Origin of the sequence: Paracoccus lutimaris, from assembly GCF_003337565.1 — a bacterium.
In the GTDB taxonomy this organism is placed as follows: Bacteria; Pseudomonadota; Alphaproteobacteria; order Rhodobacterales; family Rhodobacteraceae; genus Paracoccus; species Paracoccus lutimaris.
The window spans coordinates 1-18996 of the sequence record NZ_QPJL01000036.1; the positions used below are offsets into that span (position 1 = coordinate 1).

The window sequence follows — 18996 nt, forward strand, 5'->3', positions numbered from 1 at the left end:
ACGCCGATCTGCATGTCCAGCGGCTCGACGCCCTCGATGGTTTTGACCTGAAGGGCGGGCCGATCCGATTCCGGCTGAACCGCCGCGGCGCTGCTCGGCAGCAGCGTCCAGGGGTCGTCACTGTCCTGGTCCGGCAGGATGCTCATCTGGAAACCTGTCACAATACACCCGTCACAACATTGGCCTTTTACCGTGCCGCGCACCGATCAACCATAGCCCGCCTCGCGCTGATGACGGACGGCAAGCACCACGGCGCGGATCTCGTCCAGCCGGCGAGGCGGCAGGGTTTCGAGATTTTCTGATCGACCCGATCACCCTGCGTGAAGCGATTGGCCTGCCGGAACGAGGTGCGGTCCACCCAAAGCGGGCGGCACATCTGCTGCGTCTGCAACCGGGAACGGTCCGCGCACTTCTGGGGCATCGCTACCTGGACGGCGCTTGGGTCAAGCGGCGAGCCCTCATACTGCCGGTGACCTATATCTGTCCGTCGTCCATAGATATTTTCGCTGAAATGTATATCGCCGGAAAGGAACTGGCAGAGCATCGCGCGTGCCGGGGGGATCCGCTATGGATGGACGACCGCTTGTCGGATTACCGGCTCGACCTGGGGGAGAATACGGAACCGATCTATCGCCGCGAAGTGCTCGACATCTTCTGAAACAGCAGCACCGGCCATTGAGCCGGTGTTTTTTCTTCTAACCCCCGGACAGGCTTTGTGGCGAAAATGGACAGACCGTCGCGCAATTCGGAAATAGAGGGACTGATTTCATTGGATTTTCGTGGCGAATAATGGAACAGTTATGAGGTGCTGTTCACCTCATGACATTCCGTGAAACGCATTGTGAACATGGCCTTAAGCCTGACATCTCGACACTTTGTCGCGACGGGCGTGGAACGCGGATCAAGGCCGGGATAGGCGCTGATGACGGATCTGTTCAGCGGCAATGAGCCCCCGCAAACCGGCCGCGAGGTTCTGGCCGGGGGCGCCGTGCTACTGCGCGGCTTTGCCCTGCCCCACGATAAGGCGCTGATCGCCGCGATCGATGCGGTCGCGGCCATATCCCCCTTTCGCAACATGCAGACGCCGCGCGGCTTCACGATGTCCGTCGCCATGACCAATTGCGGCGCGGCAGGCTGGGTCAGCGATGGCAGGGGCTATCGCTATGCGTCACGCGACCCGGAAACTGGCAGTCCCTGGCCCGCGATGCCCGAGGCGCTTCGGGGGCTGGCAGAAAGCGCCGCGACCCAGGGCGGCTATCCCGATTTCCACCCCGATGTCTGCCTGATCAACCGCTATGCGCCCGGTGCGAAACTGTCGCTGCATCAGGACAAGGACGAGCGGGAGTTCACCCATCCCATCGTCTCGGTCTCGCTGGGTCTGCCGGCAAGCTTTCAGTTCGGCGGCCTTCGGCGCGACGATCCGATTCGCCGTCACGCGCTGCGCCATGGCGATGTGGTCGTCTGGGGCGGCCCCTCGCGGCTGTTTCATCACGGCATCCTGCCGCTGAAAGAGGGGACGCATCCCGAGTTGGGCCGCATCCGCCTGAACCTGACCTTTCGCCGCGCCCTTTAGCACAGGTCAGGCCGCGTCGTGAAAGATGATCCCGGCGACGTGGCGCTGGCCTTCGCGGATGCGGCTGACGCCGTGGCGCATGGTCACGCGATAGCTGCCCCGAGAGCCGGAAACCGGCCGGTTATGGACCGCAAAGACCACGGCATCGCCCTGACACAGGGGGACGACCTCGACCCGGCTTTGCATGCGCGGGCGCTGCTCGGTCAGGACGAACTCGCCGCCGGTGAAATCGCGGCCCGGCTCGGACAGCAGGATCGCCACCTGCATCGGAAAGACCAGATCGCCGTAAAGGTCCTGATGCAGGCAGTTATAGTCCCCCGGCCCGTATTGCAGCAGCAGGGGCGTCGGCCGGGTCTGGCCGGCATCATGGCACTGGCGCAGGAAATCGGCATGCTGGTCGGGATAGCGCCGCGCCAGCCCCATCCGGGCATTCCAGTCATTCGCCAGCCCCGCCAGATGCGGCCAGAAGGCGCTGCGCAGGCCGCCCAGCAGATCGGGCAGAGGATAGCGGAAATAGCGGTATTCGCCCCGGCCAAAGCCATGCCGGGCCATGCGGATATGGCTGCGGAAATGCGCCTCATGCGGATAAAGCGCGGCAAGCGCTCGGCATTCCTGCGCGGACAGCACCCCCGGCAGCACGGCAGCGCCATGGCCGTCCATCGCGGCGGCGAAAGCGGCCCAGTCGTGATCCGCCAGACGCGTCCCGGCCCGCGCCACATCCGCAGCGGCGGGAATGAAATCGACCCGCGCGCTCATGCCTGCGCCTCGCGGCCCAGCAGCGCGCGCTTGCGCTCAACGCCCCAGCGATAGCCTGAAAGCGCGCCGTCATGGCGCAGCACGCGGTGACAGGGGATCGCCACCGCGATCTGGTTCGCCGCGCAGGCCTGCGCCACCGCGCGCACCGATTTCGGCTGGCCGATGCGGCGGGCGATCTCGGTATATGAGACGGTCTCGCCGGGGGGCACCTGCCGCAGCGCCTGCCAGACGCGTTCCTGAAAGGCGGTGCCGCGAATGTCCAGCGGCAGCTCCAGCCCGATTCCCGGCGCCTCGACAAAGCCCACGACCTGCGCCACCAGTGCCTCGAATGCGGCATCGCCCCCGATCAGCCGCGCCTGCGGAAAGCGGTCCTGCAATTCCTGCAACAACAGCTCGGGGTCGTCGCCCAGCGAAATAGCACAGATGCCGCGCGCGCTTTGCGCCACAAGGATTGCCCCCAGCGCGCATTGCCCCAGCGCAAAGCGGATCTCGGCATCCCTGCCCCCCTTGCGCCAGGCCGAGGGCGTCATTCCCAGAACCGCATCCGCGCCCTCGTAAAAGCGGCTGTTCGAGTTGAAGCCGGCTCCGTAGATCGCCTCGGTCACGGTGCCTTCGGACGCGTCCAGCCCGGCCCGCAACCGGCGGGCGCGATGCGCCGCCCCCCATGCGCGGGGCGTCAGCCCGGTGATCGCCTTGAACTGGCGGTGAAAGTGATGCGCGCTCAGGCCGACGCGCCGGGCCAGATCCTCCAGCCGGGGCGGGGTGTCGCTGGCTTCGATCAGGCGGCAGGCCTCGGCGACCAGAACAGCATTGGCCTCGGCCGGGGATGGTCCCTTGGGATGGCAGCGCAGGCAGGGGCGAAATCCCGCCGCCTCGGCTTGATCGGGGCTGGCGTAAAAGCACACATTCGCAGGCTTGGCGCCGCGCGACGGGCACGAGGGGCGGCAATAGACACCGGTGGTGCGGACGGCATAGACAAAGCTGCCATCCGCGCCCGCATCGCGGGCAAGCACGCTTTGCCAGCGGGGGTCCTGTTCGGTCGAAAGGGGGTGCGGTGTCATGGCCGGTCCTCGTCATATCCATCGGTCACAGGGATCATAGGCGGGCGCTCGATCGCCCTCACTCCGATCCTTGCTTTCAAATCCTGGCCCTCGGACCACGCGGCAATCTCTTGAACGAAGGGGGATTCTCGCGTAAGCTGAGGGCCTGCCATAAGTGCAACTTTCGACCACCCAGGGTTCATGTTCGGCGCAATCCCGCGCCCGATCAACCTGAGATGTGGCGGTGGCGATGAATCCCGACAGCTCCTTTCCGCATGAGGAAAACGCGCGCGTCATCTTTGAGCCGCTCGGTTTTCGCAACCTGACGATCAAGAACCGCATCCTGCGCTCGAACATCTCGGGGACCTTCGACGACTACGACGGCCATGGCGGCCATGCCCGCCTGAACTGGGAAGAGAAATTCGCCCGGGGCGGCGTCGGTGCCATCCTGACCTCGTTCACGCCGGTGGCGGTGCGCGGGCGCATCCTGACCCGCTATGCGATGATCGACCATGACGACAAGATCCCCTTCTGGCGGGCGGTCGGCGCGCGGGTCCACGAACACGACTGCAAGCTGATCATGCAGCTGTCGCATTCCGGCCGCCAGCAGGATCTGGGCGGGGTCGAGAACCTGCACCGCAAGGCGCTCAGCTCGACCGACAGGCGCGACTATTTCCACGGCATCCTGTGTCAGGCCATGACCCGCCCCGAGATCGCCGAGGTGGTGGACCAGTTCGCCCAGGGCGCCCGCCGCGCGCGCGAGGCCGGGCTGGACGGGGTCGAGCTGCATGGCGCCAACGGTTACCTGATCACGCAATTCCTGTCCTCGGGGATCAATGACCGCGCGGACGAATACGGCGGCGATTATCAGGCGCGGGCGCGGTTCGTTCTGGACATCATCCGCGCCATCCGCGCCGAGGTTGGGCCGGATTTTCACCTGCAGATGAAGATCAACGGCGAGGATCACAACAGCTGGCTTTACCCCTGGCAGAAACGCGGCAATTCGCTGGACGAGACGCTGAAGATCTGCCGGCTGCTTCTGGATGACGGCAAGGGGGTGGATGCGTTCCACGTCTCGTCTGGCTCGACGTTTCCGCATCCGCGCAACCCGCCGGGCGATCTGCCGATGCGCGATCTGGCGCGCTGGTATGACGGCATGATCAGCCAAGGCACGCGGGCTGGCTTCAACCACGCGATCTTTTCCAACCGGGCCACGGCAGCGGCGTTCCGCGCCTTTTGGCGATGGCGGCGCGGCAAGGTGATCGAGGGCATCAACCTGCCCTATGCCCGCGCCATCCGCGAGGCGGTCCATGCCGTCGATCCCACCGTGCCGGTGATCTGCACCGGCGGCTTTCAGCATGCCGACGCGATTGCCGGGGCGATCCGGGCGGGCGATTGCGATGCGGTCTCGATCGCGCGGCCGCTGATCGCCAATAACGACCTGCCCCATATCCTGCGCCGCGCCAATGGCCCCGAGCCGGTCCGCGAATGCAGCTATTGCAACAAATGCCTGATCAACGACCTGGAAAATCCGCTGGGCTGCTATGAGGTCAGCCGCTTTCCCGGCGCCACATTCGAGGAACGCTATGACGCGATGATCGCCGAGGTGATGTCGGTCTTTCGCCCCCCGGCCTTTGCGGATCGCGACACCAGCCGCGAGGTGCAATCATGAGCGACAGGAACGACCCGCTGTCGCCCGTCGAGCAGGCCGTGCGCAAGCGCCGCCGCTGGGTCTGGGCGATCCTGATCGCGGTGCTGGCCTGGCTGATCTACTGGCTGGTCGCGGTCAACCAATATGTCGTGGCGCAGAAGTCCGAACAGGACCATTTCCTGCATGGCTCGATCGGGGCCGAGACCGCCAGCGGCCTGCCCTATTGGGTGTTCAAGGCCCTGCCCGAGATCTATCGCGACAAGCTGGGCGACGAGGGCTGGGGCCGCTTTGGCCTGATCACCCGTGAGGGCGACGACCTGCCCATCGGCATCTCGCGCCGGGTGGTGACGGGGGTCGAGCGGGTATGGTTCAACTGCTCGCTTTGCCATGTCGGCAGCTACCGCCTGCCCGGCAGCGACCGGCAATATCTGATCGCGGGGGCGCCCTCGAACAACCTGCGTCTGCAAGAGATGATCGTATTCCTGATCGAGGCCGGGCGCGATCCCGGCCTGACCTCGGACGCGCTGATGCAGGGCATCAAGGCCGCCGGCGGCGATCTGAGCTGGCCCGAGCGGCTGATCTATCGCCATCTGGCCTTTCCGCGCGTCAAGGACAGATTGCAATGGGTCGGCGAGCGCCTTGCCTTCATCGACCGGCAAGAGCCGTGGGGGCCGGGGCGCGTCGACACGTTCAACCCCTACAAGGCGATCCAGTTCAACTTTCCCATGGATCAGGCCCATATCGGCGCGGCGGCGCTGAACGGCGCCTCGGACTATCCGGCGATCTGGCAGCAGAACCCGCGCGAGGGGATGAACCTGCATTGGGATGGCAACAACGATTCCGTGGCCGAGCGCAACCTGTCGGCCGCGCTGGGGGCCGGGGTCACCCCGGTCACCGTGGACCGCGCCGCGATCCAACGGGTCGAGGACTGGATGCGCCACCTGCCCGCGCCGCGCTTTCCCGGCCCCGTTGACGCCGCCAAGGCCCGGCAGGGCGAGGCCTATTTCGCCCGTTACTGCGCCGCCTGCCATGGCCGGGGCGTGCCGCTGGAGGATGGCGCAAGCCCCGCCAGCGCCGGGACAGCGGGTCTGGACTGCGCCGCCCCGCGCCCCCAGCCGGCCGGATACTCTGAATATCGCACCGCAGCCGCGCCTGCCGCGAACGAGGTCCCGCCCGCACCCTATGGCGAGGGGGACTTCGCCTATGTCCCCGCCCGGCCCTATGACTATGACCGGGGCCGCTACCCCTGCCTTGGCCAGACCGTCCCCTTGGCGCGGATCGGCACCGATCCGGGGCGCTGGAATTCCTATACCCGCGAATTCGCCGCCGCGCAGAACCTGCTTTATGCCGGCTATCCCTGGCGCTTTCACCGTTTCAGAAAGACCGACGGCTATGCCAATCACCCGCTGGACGGGATCTGGGCGCGCTCACCCTATCTGCATAATGGCTCGGTCCCGACGCTGCGCGACCTGCTGGAACCGGCGCAGGCGCGCCCGGCGCTGTGGTATCGCGGCTCGGACGAGCTGGATCTGGACCGGGTCGGCTACCGCTCGGACGCGGCTGCACCGGGGCGGCTGTCGCCCTATGACACCGCCCGCCCCGGCAATTCCAATTCCGGCCACGACTATGGCGTCCACCTGAGCGACGACCAGAAGGCGGCCCTTGTCGAATACATGAAAACGCTATGAACAGGCATCAATCCATCAGCCGCTGGAAGTTGCGCCACTCGTTGATCGTCTGGCTGGGGATCGTCCTGAACATGGGCTTCGTGATCCCGCTGCTTTTCGCGCCGGTCTGGTTTCTGGACCTGTTCGGATTGCGGGCCGAGCCGCTGATCTGGACGCGGTTCGCGGGGCTTTTGCTGGCCATCATCTCGGTCTTCTATATCCCGGCGACCATCGATATCGACCGCTACCGGATCTTTGCCTGGCTGTCGGTCTTCCCGTCGCGCAGCTTTGGCGTCCTGTTCTTTTCATTCATGGTTTTCCTTGCCCATCAGCCGGCCGCCTTCCTTCTGGGGGTGGCGCTGGACGGCAGTATCGGCATCGCCTCGCTGTGGTGCCTGATCCGCATCGTCACGCTGGAGCAAGAGATCGCGGAGGGGGATGGCTGATGCGGTGGGCACGGATCCTGCAGACCCTGCTTGTGGTTCTGGTCTTCGGCGGCCTTGGCGGCTGGCTGATGATGTTTCGCCCGGTGCCGCAAAAGCCGGGCCATGACCTTGCCGCGCTCTTCAACCACGGCTCGATCGGGAATGAGGAAACCCAGGGGCTTCCCTATTGGATCTGGCGCGTGCTGCCGCAGGTCTTTCCCGATCTTTTGCCGGGAAATGGCGACGGCTATGCGGTCTTTGGCGTCCAATGGCAGCGCGGCGCGGAACTGCCGGTCGGCTTTTCCAAGATGACGCTGGGGGTCATTCCCCGCGTGGCGCCCAACTGCGCCTTTTGCCATCAGGGCAGCTACCGGCTGTCGCCCACACTGCCCGCGCGGCTGGTCAGCGCCGGCGCCGGGACCCGGGTCGATGTGCAGGCCTATCTGCGCTTTCTCAGCCGCGCCGGGCAGGATCCGCGCTTTACCTCGAAGAGGCTGATGGAGGAAATCAACGCCATCGCCGATCTGCCGCTGTGGGAACGCATGCTTTACCGCCATGCGCTGATCCCCGCCACGCGCGCGGCACTGCGCGATCTGGCCGCGGATTTCCGCTGGACCCAGACGCGCCCGGATTGGGGGCCGGGGCGGATCGACCCGTTCAACCCGGTCAAGTTCGTCAATCTCGGCCTGCCGGATGACGGCACCATCGGCAATTCCGACATGATGCCGCTTTGGGCGCTTGGCCCCATCGCCAGCGACGGGAACGGTATCCGCGCGATGCACTGGGACGGGCTGATGACCGACCTGCATGAAACCGTTGTCGCCGGGGCCATCGGCGACGGCATGACCTGGCAAAGCTATCCGCGCACCAAAACCAATCTGGCCCGGATGGAGGAATTCATCCGCGTCCAGACCCCGCCCCCCTCGCCCTTCCGCAGCGATCTGGCCCCGGGCGATCCCTATCGGGTCGAGGCGGCCGAGGTGCTGGCCGGCCACCGGATATATGCCCGGCTTTGCGCCGATTGCCACGAGCGGGGCGGGCAGCGTTTCCGCCAGCCGATCCCGGCGGCGGAAATCGGCACCGACCGCCACCGCCTTGACATGTGGACCGCCGCCGCCCGCGACCGCTATGCCGGCTATGAGGAAGGCCATTCCTGGGGCTTCAAGTCATTTCGCAAGACCGAAGGTTACAGCGCCGTCAACCTGACCGGGCTTTGGTTGCGCGGGCCCTATCTGCATAACGGCTCGGTCCCCAGCCTGCGCGCCCTGCTGATGCCGCCGGACCAGCGGCCAAACACCTTCCTGCGCGGCAGCGACCTGATCGACCCCGAAAACGGTGGCTTCCGCTCTGATCCCGCCCGCCTCGATCCAGCCAGCCCCGGCTGGCTTTACGACACCGCCCTGCCCGGCAATGGCAATGGCGGCCATCTGTGGGGGACCGACCTGCCCCCTGCCGAACGCGACGCCCTTTTGTCCTATCTCAAGACATTATGAGGATCACATGCGGTTCCTGAAACGCCTTGTCCTGTGGCTTGCCGGAACGGCCCTTGTTCTGGTCCTTGTGATCGGCATTGCCGGGTTCTTCCTGCTGCGTGCCTTTATCGAGCCGGACCGCGCCGCCTTTGGCCATGTCAAGGACGAGGCCGCCGCCGCTGGCCTGACGGCCCAGCATTTCAAACCCGCGGACGAGCCCTATTTCGCCGCCATGGACAAGGGCCTGCTGCTGCCCCCCGCCGCAGGTCAGGACTATCCCCCCGAAATCCGCGAGATCGCCGCCCTGTCCGGCCTGCCCCCCGAAGAGGTGCGCAAGGCCGCGATCCGGGGCCAGAACGCCTGGACGGTCTGGACCGGCGGCAATGACCGCTTCTGGAATTTCGCCGCCGGAAATACCGTCGGATCCTTTGACCTTCTGAAGACCGTGTCCTCGCATCCCGCGCAATATTATGGCCGCGACAACCGCTTTCGCTGGCTGGGCCTGATCAACGAGCCCTGTTTCAGCAAGGCCCAGGGCCCCGATCCCGAACGCTTCGGGCTGTGGCTGGACCGGCGCGACCCGTCCTGCGGCCCCGACCCCTTTGCGGACGCGGAAAAATACGCGGGCGTCAAGGCCGGCGCGCGTGGCCAGACCCAGCCCGCCGGGTCATATTACGGCGCGCCGACCGGGGTGATCGGGCTGCGGCTGTTTCCGAACCCCGATTTCGACGCCGAGGCCGCCGCCCGCTGGGACCCCGAGCGGTATTATACCGACCCCGATTACTATAACGATCACGACCTGATCCGGCCTTACCGCGTCGGCATGTCCTGCGCATTCTGCCATGTCGGGCCGAACCCGATCAATCCGCCCAAGAACCCCGAGGCGCCGGACTGGGCCGAGCTGACCTCGAACCCCGGCGCGCAGTATTTCTGGGTCGAGCGGATCTTTTTCTGGAACACCCGCCCGCGCCCGGAACCCGGCATCCCCGCCCCGAACGAAGGAAACTTCCTGTTCCAGCTTTTCCACACCAACCCGCCCGGATCCCTGGATACCTCGCTGGTTTCGACCGATTACATGAACAATCCGCGCACCATGAATGCCGTCTATGAGGCCGGCGCGCGGCTGGAGATCGCCCGCCATCTGGGCAGCGAACAGCTTGCCGGGGGCGAGCGCGACAACAAGCAGTTCCAGGACTATCCGCAGACCGCCGCCCTGGCCGATCTGTTCGATGCGGGCAATGGCAAGGTCGCCTCGATGCGGGTCCTTAAGGACGGCTCGGATTCGGTGGGCACGCTGGGGGCGCTGAACCGGGTCTATCTGAATATCGGCCTGTTTTCCGAGGAATGGCTTTTGCATTTCCGCCCCTTCCTTGGCGCGCAAAAGATCTCGCCGATCCAGATCGCGGATGCGCAGAAGAATTCGGCCTATTGGCAGGCGACCGAAAACATGACCGCCGACATGGCGGTGTTCTTTCTGGTGACCGCCCGCGCCGACCGGCTGGGCGATGCACCGGGCGGCGCGGGCCGTCTGGCCCAGCGTGATCCGGCGGGACTGGCCCGCGGCAAGGAGGTCTTTGCCGAGACCTGCGCCGCCTGCCATTCCTCGCGCCAGCCCGTGCCTACGCCCGCCTCGGGCGTGGATCAGGGCATCTGCGCGGGCGGCGGCTCGGGTCCCCGCTACCGCGAATGCTGGGACCGCTATTGGAACTGGACCCAGACCGAGGATTATAAAACCCAGATGCGCGCCATCGTCGCGGCGCCGGATTTCCTGCGCGGAAACTATCTCTCGACCGAAAGGCGGGTGCCGATGGATATCTTGGGCACCAATGCCTGCTCGGCCGTCGCCACCAATGGCCTGCGGGGCGATATCTGGGACAATTTCACCTCAGACAGCTATAAATCCCTGCCGCCGCCCAAGCCGGTGACGGTGCATCACCCAGTTTCGGGCGCGGCCTCGTCCTTTCAGTCGCTGGGGAACGGGCGCGGCTATCTGCGGCCCGCCTCGCTGATCAGCCTGTGGTCCACCGCACCCTATCTTTTGAACAATTCCGTCGGGCATGACGCCTATGAGACGGATTACGCCGGGGATTACGGTGATTATGGCCCGACCTGCCCGGCGGCGGATGCGGATGACCCCTATCTGCCCTGCGTCGAGAACCGGCTTTACCAGTTCGACAAATCGATCCGGCAGATGCTGTGGCCACAGACCCGGCGCATGGATCAGCTGACCACCGAACCGGTGCCGGGCTATATCTATCGCCTGTCCGCGCCCGCCTGCCTGATGGTGCCCAAGGGCTATGCCCCGGCGCTGGTCCGGGACAATGCGGGCCTTCTGTCGCGGCTTGCGCCCTGGCTGGTGACGCCCGAAGGCGCGGTCCGCATCGGCCCCTTCCCCGAAGGGTTCCCGATCAACGCGCTGGTCAATACCAAACTGCTGCCCGACAATGACGAGCCGGACATGGCCGCGCATCTGTGGCGGATGGCGAAATCGACGCCGAACCTGCTGGGCGGCCTCAAGCAACTGGGCGGGCGCTGCACGCCCGAGGAACTGGCCGATCCCGCCGTCATGGCTGACGCCCAGCGCATCCTGCGCGAAACCGGCCTGATCGACACGCTGGTCGGCCTGTCGAAATGCCCCGATTACGTGGTGAACAAGGGCCATGAATTCGGCGCCACCCTGCCCGACGCCGACAAGGAGGCGCTGATTTCCTTTCTGATGGAGTTGTGAGATGACGCCCGCCGCCTACGATTACATCGTCGTCGGCGCGGGGGCCGGCGGCGCCGTGGTCGCGGCGCGGCTGGCCGAGGCGGGGGCAAAAGTGCTGGTGATCGAGGCCGGGGGCGATCCCTGCGCGCCCTGCGGCGATCAGGACCACGACATGCCGCTGGCGGATGCGGTGCGGGTCCCGGCATTCCATGCATTCGCCTCGGAGCATCCCGATATCTGCGACGACCACTGGGTGCGCCATCACGACGACGATGCGTTGCAGGACCGCGACTGGCGCTACGACCGCGAACAGGGCGGTGTGCTTTATCCGCGCGTGCGCGGGCTTGGCGGCTGCACCATACATCACGCCATGATCGTCGTGCGCCCCAATGATGCCGACTGGAACCAGATCGCCGCGATCACCGGCGAGGCCGGCTGGCGCGCCTCGGCCATGCAGCGCCATTTCGAGCGGATCGAGCGCTGCCGCTATCGCGCGGGCTTCTGGCGCTGGCTCTGCCGCCTGACCGGGCTGAATCCGACCGGGCATGGCTGGAACGGCTGGCTGACCACGGAACGCGCCCTTCCGGTCCGGGCACTTCTGGACCTGCCGCTGCGATGGGCGCTGCTGCGTTCGGTCGGCAGCGTCGCCGATGCCTTTCAGCACGAGGGCACGAGCTGGCAAACCACCGCCACCGACCCCAATGACCGCCGCTGGTGGAACCGGGGCATCGCGGGCATCCGCATCGCCCCCCTTGGCACGCGCCGCCATATCCGCCACGGCGCACGCGAGCGGCTGCTGGACGCGCAATCGCGCCATCCCGACCGGCTGGAGCTGCGGCTGCAAACCAAAGTCCTGCGGGTGATCGTGCAGGACGGGCGCGCGACCGGCGTCGCGGTCAGATCCGGGAATGCCACCGAAATCCTGACTGCGCGGCGCGAGGTGATCCTTGCCGGCGGCGCCTTTGCCACGCCGCAACTCTTGATGCTGTCGGGGATCGGCGATCCGGCGCATCTGGCCGGGCATGGCATCGCGCTGACCCGCGCCCTGCCCGGCGTCGGCGCGAACCTTCAGGACCGCTATGAGGTCGGCGTCGCCAACCGGATGCAGCGCCCCTGGGGGGCGATGCGCGGGGTGAAATATTCCCGCCATGACCGCCATTACCGGATCTGGAAATGGCTCGGGCGGGGCAATTACGCCTCGAACGGGGTGCTGTTTTCGCTGGCGATGCGCTCATCTCCGACATTGACGGAAACCGACCTGCATTGCTTTGCGCTGCTGGCGGATTTTCGCGGCTATTACCCTGGCTATTCGGAACGCATCCGGCGCGGCGATTACCTCAGCTGGGTCATTCTGAAGGCCTATGCCGCCAATCGCGGCGGCAGCGTGCGGCTGACCGGCCCCGACCCCGAGGCCCGGCCCGAAATCCGCTTCCGGTCATTCGAGGATGCGGGCGGCGAGGCCGATCTGGACGCGGTCGTGCACGCGATCCGCACCGTGCGTCGCGTCGCAGATTCCTTTGACGCCCTGATCGCCGAAGAAGAGGAACCGGGCCGCCACCGCCATTCGGACGCGGCGCTGCGCGATTATGTGCGCGCCAATGCCTGGGGCCACCATGCCTGCGGCACCGCCGCCATGGGACCCGAGGCGGCGGGCGGGGTTCTGGACGGCCGGCTGCGGGTGCATGGCATCGCCGGGTTGCGGGTGGTCGATGCCTCGGCCTTTCCGCGCATTCCGGGGTATTTTCTGGTCATGGCCGTCTTCATGCTGGCCGAGCGCGCCGCCGAGATGATCCTTGAGGATGCCGGGACCAGCCCGCAAGGCACGGTGTAAGGGTCAGAAATACTTCTGCTCGATCATGTACTGGAACATGTCCTGCATCGTCTCTTGCAGCGGGCGATAGGTCAGGCCCAGCTCGCGCCGCCCCTTGCTGGTATCGGCCCGCCACGCCACATCGACATTGCGGCTGACGAATTTGCGCGTCAGCCCCAGACGCGGCGCCACCAGCCACAGCAGGAATTTCGGCGCGGCGCGGGTCGGCAAGCCGTAGCGGTCACCGTATTTCGCCCGCAGCGTCATCAGCGCCGTCAGCAGATCGGATTCGTGCCCGGCAACGATATTGCGCCCCTCGGCGTCAGGGAGAAAGGCGGCGGCCAGATGCGCCTCGGCCACGTCGCGCACATCGACGAAACCCAGCCCAAGGCGCGGCGCGCCAAAGCGGAATTCGCCCCGCCCGGCGCGTTCCATGATGGCAAAGCTTTCCGAGGTGGGCTTGCCCCCGATCGCCGGTCCCATGATCAGGCAGGGATTGATCGCGACCAGCCGGAAACGGGCATGTTCGGCGATCTTCCAGGCCTCGGCCTCGGCCAGGGTCTTGGACCAGGAATAGGGCTGATATTCCAGCGAGGCGGTGCGGTTCCAGACATTCTCGGTCAGGACCCCGCCGGGCGCATCGGCGCAATCGGCGGCATCGGTATAGATCGCGGCGCAGGAGCTGGTCAGCACCACGCGGTGAACGCTGCCTGTCCTCCGCGCCTCGTCCAGCACATTGCGCGTGCCCAGAAGTGCGGGGTCGATCAGGTCCTTTTGCGGATCGGCAAATGTCGAGGTAAAGGGCGAGGCGGTGTGAAAGACCACGCCGCAGCCGGCCATGGCCTCGGCAAAGCTGCCCTCGGTCAAGAGCTCCGCCTTGAAAAAGCGCAGGCTGGCCCCATCCGCCCTGGGCAGCGCATTCAGATGCCGCAGCCGTTCGGCATTCCCCGGATCGCGGACGGTGGCATGAACGCTGACGCCCCGTTCCAGCAGCCGCTTGATGATCCAGCCAGCGACAAAGCCGGTGGCGCCGGTGACCAGCACCGGCGCCGATCTGTCAATCTGGTGATCCATGGCGTTCCACCTGTCGGGGTCGGGCGGCAGGGATGCCGCCAAGCCACATGTTGGGACCATTGCCGCGCCATGTCCACATCGGCGTTGGTCCCGGTCAGCCGCCCAGATGCTGTTTGAGGAAGGGAATGACGCGTGCCAGCGCGATGCCCACCGGCTCGGGCTGGTCATAGAGGTCATAATGCGACCAGCCCTCGACCACGACCAGTTCCTTGTTCTTCGAGACGGCACGGCCATACAGTTCCATCCCATCGCGATAGGCACCAAAGCCACCAGGTTGGTCGCCAAACACCACCATCATCGGCTGGGTCAGCAGAGTTTCCGCAAAGGCGAAAGCATCCCAGGCCATCGCCGGCGCCGCATGCGAGACCAGCATCCGCGTGCCAGCCGCCGCGTTCGGAGCCCGGTTACGATAGTAGTCGGTCGCCCCCAGCAGGTCGATATCGGCAATGCCGGCGGCCTTGGCGGCATCCAGACTGGCGGGCACGAACAGGTTGATCTGCGCATCAGCGCCCGCATTTTCCGCCGTGCGCTGCGCCGCCATGTTCTGCAACGCGCCGACGGGGTCAAAATTGCTGAACCCCTCGCGCATCAGGCGGCCGAAATTCACCCCGGTGATGCTGACCAGCGCCTTGATGCGCTTGTCGATGATCGTGGCCTTGATCGAATAGCCGCCACCGCCGCAGATCCCAAGGATGCCGATGCGTTCTGGGTCAACGTAAGGCAGCGTCTGCGCATAGTCGATGGCGTCGCGATAGTCCTTCACCCGCTGCTCGGGATCCTCGGTCCAGCGCGGCCCGCCACCGCTGCCGCCCTGAAAGCTGGCATCGGGCACGATGACGACGAATCCGGCCTTGGCCATCGCCGCGCCGTAGACATTGCCCGAGGTCTGTTCCTTGCAGCTGCCGATCGGGTGGTTCGAGATCATCGCCGGATAGCGCTTGCCGGCGTCAAAGCCGGGCGGGAACAGGATGTTGGCGGCCATATCCCAGGCCATGCCGGGGTTGCGGATGGTGACGGTTTCCATGGTCTGCCTCGTGACTCGTCGTGGTGAAGGGAAATGGCGGGCCTTAGCCCCTGAGCGTCTTTTCAAAGAACGGAGCCAGCACGCCGATTGCCTCGGCGATCTCGTCCTTGCCGTCATAAAGGTCCATGTGATTGGCGCCCTTGACGATGTGGAAATGCTTTTCGGTACTGGCGGCGCGGGCGTAAAGATCGTCGCTCATCCATTTGCTGCCCGCCTCGCTGCCGACGATGATCTGCAGGGGCTGGGTCAGAAAGGCCTCGGCCTTGGCATAGGCGTCATAGGGGATGATCTGGTCCAGACTGCGCGCGGTCATATAGCCGGGCGAGGTCGGATATTGCGCGCGCGGCGTGTGGTAATATTCCCAGGCTTGGCGCAGTTCCTCGTTCGGGGCATCGGCCTCGTTCAGGGGCGCCAGCGGAAAGCGCGCATAGCCGCCACCCTTGGCGTCGGCGGTGCGGGCCTCGGCGCCCATGCGGATCAGCGGCCCGGCATCAGCATCCTTGATGTCATTGTTCCAGCCATTGCGGAACATCTGGCCGATATTGACCGCGCTGACCGTGCCCACGGCCCTGATGCGCGGATCGTTGATCGCGGCATTGGCAGTATAGCCAGCGCCTGCGCAGATCCCCATGGCCCCGATCCGCGCCGCATCGACATAGGGCAGCGTCGTCAGGTAATCCAGAACCGCACTGACATCCTCGGTCCGGACCGAGGGGTTTTCGGTCTGGCGCGGCAGCCCGCCGGATTCGCCTTGATAGCTGGCGTCATAGGCGATGGTGACGAAACCCCGCCGGGCCAGTTCCGCGGCATAGGTGCCGGCGGTCTGTTCCTTGACCCCGCCCCCGGGATGCGAGACGATCACCGCCGCATAGGTCTGATCCTCGTCGAACCCCTCGGGAAAGTTGATCACCGCCGACATCTCGATGCCGGGATTGCTGCTGTTCCTGAAGCCGATCTTGGCCATGGCGCGCCCCTGTTACCTGTTCCGGCACATCGTAAATGCCCGCATCGCGCGGTGACCCGGTCAAAGCTATTGCCGCCCGGGACCATCCGCAAGATCGGCCAGTAGACCGCCACCCCCGGGATGATAGGCGACGCGCGGCCTCAATAGACCGGCGGCGCCACGATCCAGATCACCTCGGTCGGAATCTCGCCGGGGTTTTTCCAGGCATAGGGCTGGCCGGCGAACTGGAAACTGTCGCCCGTGCCCAGCTCAAAGCGGCGCGCGCCGATGGTCAGGATCAGCGTGCCCGAAATCACCACGCCACCATGCTCGCTCTCGCGCGCCGGGCGCAAGCCCTCGCTTTCCGCGCCGGGCGCAAAGACCGAGCGGATCATCTCGAAGCCGCCGGTCAGGCCGGGCGACAGCAGTTCCTCGGAAAGGCCGGACTCAGCCGAGCCGATGGCGCTGCGGTCTGCGGCGCGCACGATCAGCCCCTGTTCATCCGCATGGCGGCTGGCCGCAGGATCGAGCGCGATCGAGGATCCGCCATGCTGGAAGGTGCAGGTCTGGCATTCGTCAAAGGTGATGGCGTCGGCAGGCCGCGCGGCATCATGTCCGCACCCAGCATCGCCGAGATCAAGACTGGCCTCGCGGGCGGCTTCCCGGCGGCAAACCCGGCTGATGTGCTGATCGGCATGTATCACGCCATCCCGACGAGCCACGCCCATAACGCCGCTTGGCTGATGAACCGCGCCACGCTGGCCGAGGTCCGCAAATGGAAGGACGCGCAGGGCCGCTATCTGGTCATCGACCCGCAAGACGGTGCGCCCTCGCAGCTTCTGGGCCGTCCGGTCATCGAGATGCCGGACATGGACAATATCGGCGCGGGCACCTTCCCGATCCTGTTCGGCGACATGACCGGCTATCGCATCGTGGATCGCATCGGTCTGTCGATCCTGCGCGACCCCTTCACCCTCGGCAGCAAGTCGCAGGTGCGTTTCATCGCCCGCAAGCGCGTCGGCGCTGACCTGACCCACCCCGACCGCTTTGTGAAGCTGAAGGTCGCGGCCTAAGATGCCGGTGCAGCCCGCCTTTGAGATCGACCTGACGCATGAAGGCCACGCCGTCACGCTTCGGGCATCTCTGCGGGCTGCTGCCGCCATCGACAACCACCCCGAAGGTTTTGCTGGTCTGGTCGATCAGGTCAGCCGCCAAAGCCTTTCTGCAATCCGTGCGGTGATCCTCGCCACCGCCACGGATCGGCGGGAAGCCCATCGCTTCCTCGCCGCCACCACCAACACGCCGCTTGTGCATTATTTGGTCGATGCACAAGCGGCGTGTCTGGCGGTGATGAGTGCCCTAATTCCAGCAGGTGATGACAGCGCCGACACAGCGCCGAGCCAAGGCACGACCAGCGGGGCCACCATGCCCCTGCGCGCGTATTTCGAAAGCCTGTTCGACTATGCAACGGGCTGGCTGGGCTGGACGCCCGCCGACACCTGGGCAGCATCACCCGGCGAGATCGAGACCGCATTCAAAGCCCATACGGATCGGCTGATCCGCATGATGCCGCAGGCCGTCTCATCCGACACCGCAGATGAGGCCGCCGTATATACACCCGAGCGCCTGCGCGAAATCGAGGAGCTGGGCTTTGACCCGGCATTCGACCGCGCCGCTCTACAGGCATTAAAAGGAAGGTTCTAGAATCATGCGTAATGTCCATCTTCACGGCGCCCTCGGCAAGAAATTCGGCAAGCTGCATCAGTTCAACACTGACACTGTGGCTGATGTCATCGAGGCCCTGCGCGCCAACTTCAACGAGTTCTTCAACGCTATCCGCAACGGCCATTACCGGGTTGTTGTGGGTGACACCGCCCGCAGCGGCATGGCGCTGTCAGAAGATATGCTGCCGGGCTTCAAGCTGGGTAAGCAGCCCCTGCATATCGTTCCGGTCATGAAAGGCTCGAAGCGGGGCGGTCTCGGCAAGATTATCGCTGGAATCGCCCTGATCGGTCTTTCAATGGTTACAGGCGGCGCATTCGGCGCAGCGATGGGCACGACCCTTTGGGGCGGTGCAACTGTCGGTTCAGTCGCAGGCTCACTAGGCGCGGGTCTTCTGATCAACGGCGTGGCAAGCTTCATTGCGCCCGAGGCTGATGGTTCTGAAACCGAGCAATCCTTCACCATGACCGGCCCCCAAGTGACGACACGCGAGGGCGGCATCATTCCCATCGTTTACGGCGAAGTCTGGACCGGCGGCACCATGATCAACGGCTCACTAAGTATCGAACGCGGCAATGCCTAAACCGCCGCGTTTGTGTTCCTGCGGTGCCATCGTTCCGGCGGGGCAGCTTTGCGCCTGCCAGATCGAGCTTCAGCTTGAACGCAAACGCCGCCACGATCAGAAGCGCCCGAACAGCCGCCAGCGCGGCTACACGCGCGAATGGGAAAAGGCGCGGGCTGAGTTCCTGCGCCTTCATCCCTGCTGCGCCTTCTGCGGTGATCCCGCGCAGCTTGTCGATCACATCAAGCCCCACAAAGGCGACAAGGCGCTGTTCTGGAACTGGAACAACTGGCAGTCGCTATGCACTCCCTGCCATAGCCGAGTGAAGCAAGGTCTTGAAAGGAATGCAAAGATCGGAGATTAGTAGGTATTCTTAGGTCCAAGGCAGACACTCCACTGATGGAAAATTCGACATTTGCGCTACGCGCTAAGCATATATTTTGTTGTGTTACCGTATCATTGGTGTCGTCGTTCTTAGGTGGTGTTGACAAAAGGGATTCACAGGGTGGCCTGATCGTGATTCAAGCTGGTACCTGCAATGGAGACCAGATTGGCACGAGACCTGATGTC

General features: G+C 65.3%; 19 protein-coding genes. 13 read left to right on the forward strand and 6 right to left on the reverse strand.

Annotation, left to right across the window (positions count from 1 at the left end; translation table 11 throughout):
• From DFP89_RS20410 to alkB, 3 genes are all read left to right on the forward strand, one after another.
• On the forward strand, positions 1–302 hold a 302-nt coding region (locus DFP89_RS20410; RefSeq protein ID WP_181870393.1), incomplete at its 5' end, for a hypothetical protein.
• Positions 303–511: 209 nt separating this feature from the next.
• Complete coding sequence (locus tag DFP89_RS20415; RefSeq protein ID WP_181870394.1) at positions 512–658, forward strand: hypothetical protein; 147 nt, start codon at positions 512–514, stop codon at positions 656–658.
• Between the two features lie 264 nt (positions 659–922).
• Positions 923–1573 carry a DNA oxidative demethylase AlkB gene (alkB, locus tag DFP89_RS18355; protein WP_114350795.1) on the forward strand — a complete coding sequence of 217 codons (651 nt, stop codon included), beginning with the start codon at positions 923–925 and terminating at the stop codon, positions 1571–1573.
• Positions 1574–1579: 6 nt separating this feature from the next.
• Here alkB and DFP89_RS18360 read toward each other — a convergent pair whose 3' ends face one another.
• Positions 1580–2329 carry a 2OG-Fe(II) oxygenase gene (locus DFP89_RS18360; protein ID WP_114350796.1) on the reverse strand — a complete coding sequence of 250 codons (750 nt, stop codon included), beginning with the start codon at positions 2327–2329 and terminating at the stop codon, positions 1580–1582.
• Positions 2326–3390 (reverse strand): bifunctional DNA-binding transcriptional regulator/O6-methylguanine-DNA methyltransferase Ada, encoded by a 1065-nt coding sequence (ada, locus tag DFP89_RS18365; protein ID WP_114350797.1) that lies wholly within the window; start codon positions 3388–3390, stop codon positions 2326–2328. The genes DFP89_RS18360 and ada overlap by 4 nt, the downstream gene beginning before the upstream one ends.
• A 229-nt stretch (positions 3391–3619) precedes the next feature.
• Here ada and DFP89_RS18370 point away from each other — a divergent pair, with 229 nt between their 5' ends.
• Genes DFP89_RS18370 through DFP89_RS18395 form a run of 6 tightly spaced genes read left to right on the forward strand, consistent with a single transcriptional unit; the run spans position 3620 to position 13122 of the window.
• The gene (locus tag DFP89_RS18370; RefSeq protein ID WP_114350798.1) at positions 3620–5041 is read left to right on the forward strand and encodes an NADH:flavin oxidoreductase; all 1422 of its coding nucleotides are present in this window, start codon (positions 3620–3622) and stop codon (positions 5039–5041) included.
• Entirely contained in the window at positions 5038–6708 is a 1671-nt protein-coding gene (locus DFP89_RS20610; RefSeq protein WP_220269879.1) for a cytochrome c, read from the forward strand. The genes DFP89_RS18370 and DFP89_RS20610 overlap by 4 nt, the downstream gene beginning before the upstream one ends.
• Positions 6705–7133, forward strand: a complete 429-nt coding sequence (locus DFP89_RS18380; RefSeq protein WP_114350799.1) for a hypothetical protein — start codon at positions 6705–6707, stop codon at positions 7131–7133. The genes DFP89_RS20610 and DFP89_RS18380 overlap by 4 nt, the downstream gene beginning before the upstream one ends.
• A complete protein-coding gene (locus DFP89_RS18385; protein WP_114350800.1) occupies positions 7133–8605 on the forward strand; it encodes a c-type cytochrome in 1473 nt (490 codons plus the stop codon). The genes DFP89_RS18380 and DFP89_RS18385 overlap by 1 nt, the downstream gene beginning before the upstream one ends.
• 7 nt (positions 8606–8612) lie before the next feature.
• Positions 8613–11312: a hypothetical protein gene (locus tag DFP89_RS18390; protein WP_114350801.1), complete on the forward strand. Its 2700-nt coding sequence runs from the start codon at positions 8613–8615 to the stop codon at positions 11310–11312.
• 1 nt (position 11313) lies between these two features.
• On the forward strand, positions 11314–13122 hold the full coding sequence (locus tag DFP89_RS18395) for a GMC family oxidoreductase (RefSeq protein WP_114350802.1): 1809 nt from the start codon (positions 11314–11316) through the stop codon (positions 13120–13122).
• 3 nt (positions 13123–13125) lie between these two features.
• Here the strand turns inward: DFP89_RS18395 and DFP89_RS18400 are convergent, their stop codons facing one another.
• The 4 genes from DFP89_RS18400 to DFP89_RS18415 form a co-directional block, all read right to left on the reverse strand.
• Positions 13126–14175 (reverse strand): NAD-dependent epimerase/dehydratase family protein, encoded by a 1050-nt coding sequence (locus DFP89_RS18400; RefSeq protein ID WP_114350803.1) that lies wholly within the window; start codon positions 14173–14175, stop codon positions 13126–13128.
• Positions 14176–14269: 94 nt separating this feature from the next.
• Positions 14270–15199 (reverse strand): alpha/beta hydrolase, encoded by a 930-nt coding sequence (locus DFP89_RS18405; RefSeq protein WP_114350804.1) that lies wholly within the window; start codon positions 15197–15199, stop codon positions 14270–14272.
• A 43-nt stretch (positions 15200–15242) separates the two neighbouring features.
• Positions 15243–16163, reverse strand: a complete 921-nt coding sequence (locus tag DFP89_RS18410) for an alpha/beta hydrolase (RefSeq protein ID WP_114350805.1) — start codon at positions 16161–16163, stop codon at positions 15243–15245.
• Positions 16164–16303: 140 nt separating this feature from the next.
• Positions 16304–16627 carry a cupin domain-containing protein gene (locus DFP89_RS18415; protein WP_245948869.1) on the reverse strand — a complete coding sequence of 108 codons (324 nt, stop codon included), beginning with the start codon at positions 16625–16627 and terminating at the stop codon, positions 16304–16306.
• Between the two features lie 63 nt (positions 16628–16690).
• On the opposite strand from DFP89_RS18415, the gene DFP89_RS18420 reads away from it, so the two are divergent.
• The 4 genes from DFP89_RS18420 to DFP89_RS18435 are packed head-to-tail and all read left to right on the forward strand — an operon-like array spanning position 16691 to position 18790.
• On the forward strand, positions 16691–17215 hold the full coding sequence (locus DFP89_RS18420; RefSeq protein WP_245948870.1) for a phage major capsid protein: 525 nt from the start codon (positions 16691–16693) through the stop codon (positions 17213–17215).
• A gap of 1 nt (position 17216) precedes the next feature.
• The gene (locus DFP89_RS18425) at positions 17217–17846 is read left to right on the forward strand and encodes a hypothetical protein (RefSeq protein WP_114350806.1); all 630 of its coding nucleotides are present in this window, start codon (positions 17217–17219) and stop codon (positions 17844–17846) included.
• Positions 17847–17850: 4 nt separating this feature from the next.
• On the forward strand, positions 17851–18447 hold the full coding sequence (locus DFP89_RS18430; RefSeq protein WP_114350807.1) for a tail assembly protein: 597 nt from the start codon (positions 17851–17853) through the stop codon (positions 18445–18447).
• Positions 18440–18790: an HNH endonuclease gene (locus DFP89_RS18435; RefSeq protein ID WP_114350808.1), complete on the forward strand. Its 351-nt coding sequence runs from the start codon at positions 18440–18442 to the stop codon at positions 18788–18790. Before DFP89_RS18430 ends, DFP89_RS18435 begins: the two co-directional genes overlap by 8 nt.
• The last annotated feature ends 206 nt before the right edge of the window (positions 18791–18996 follow it).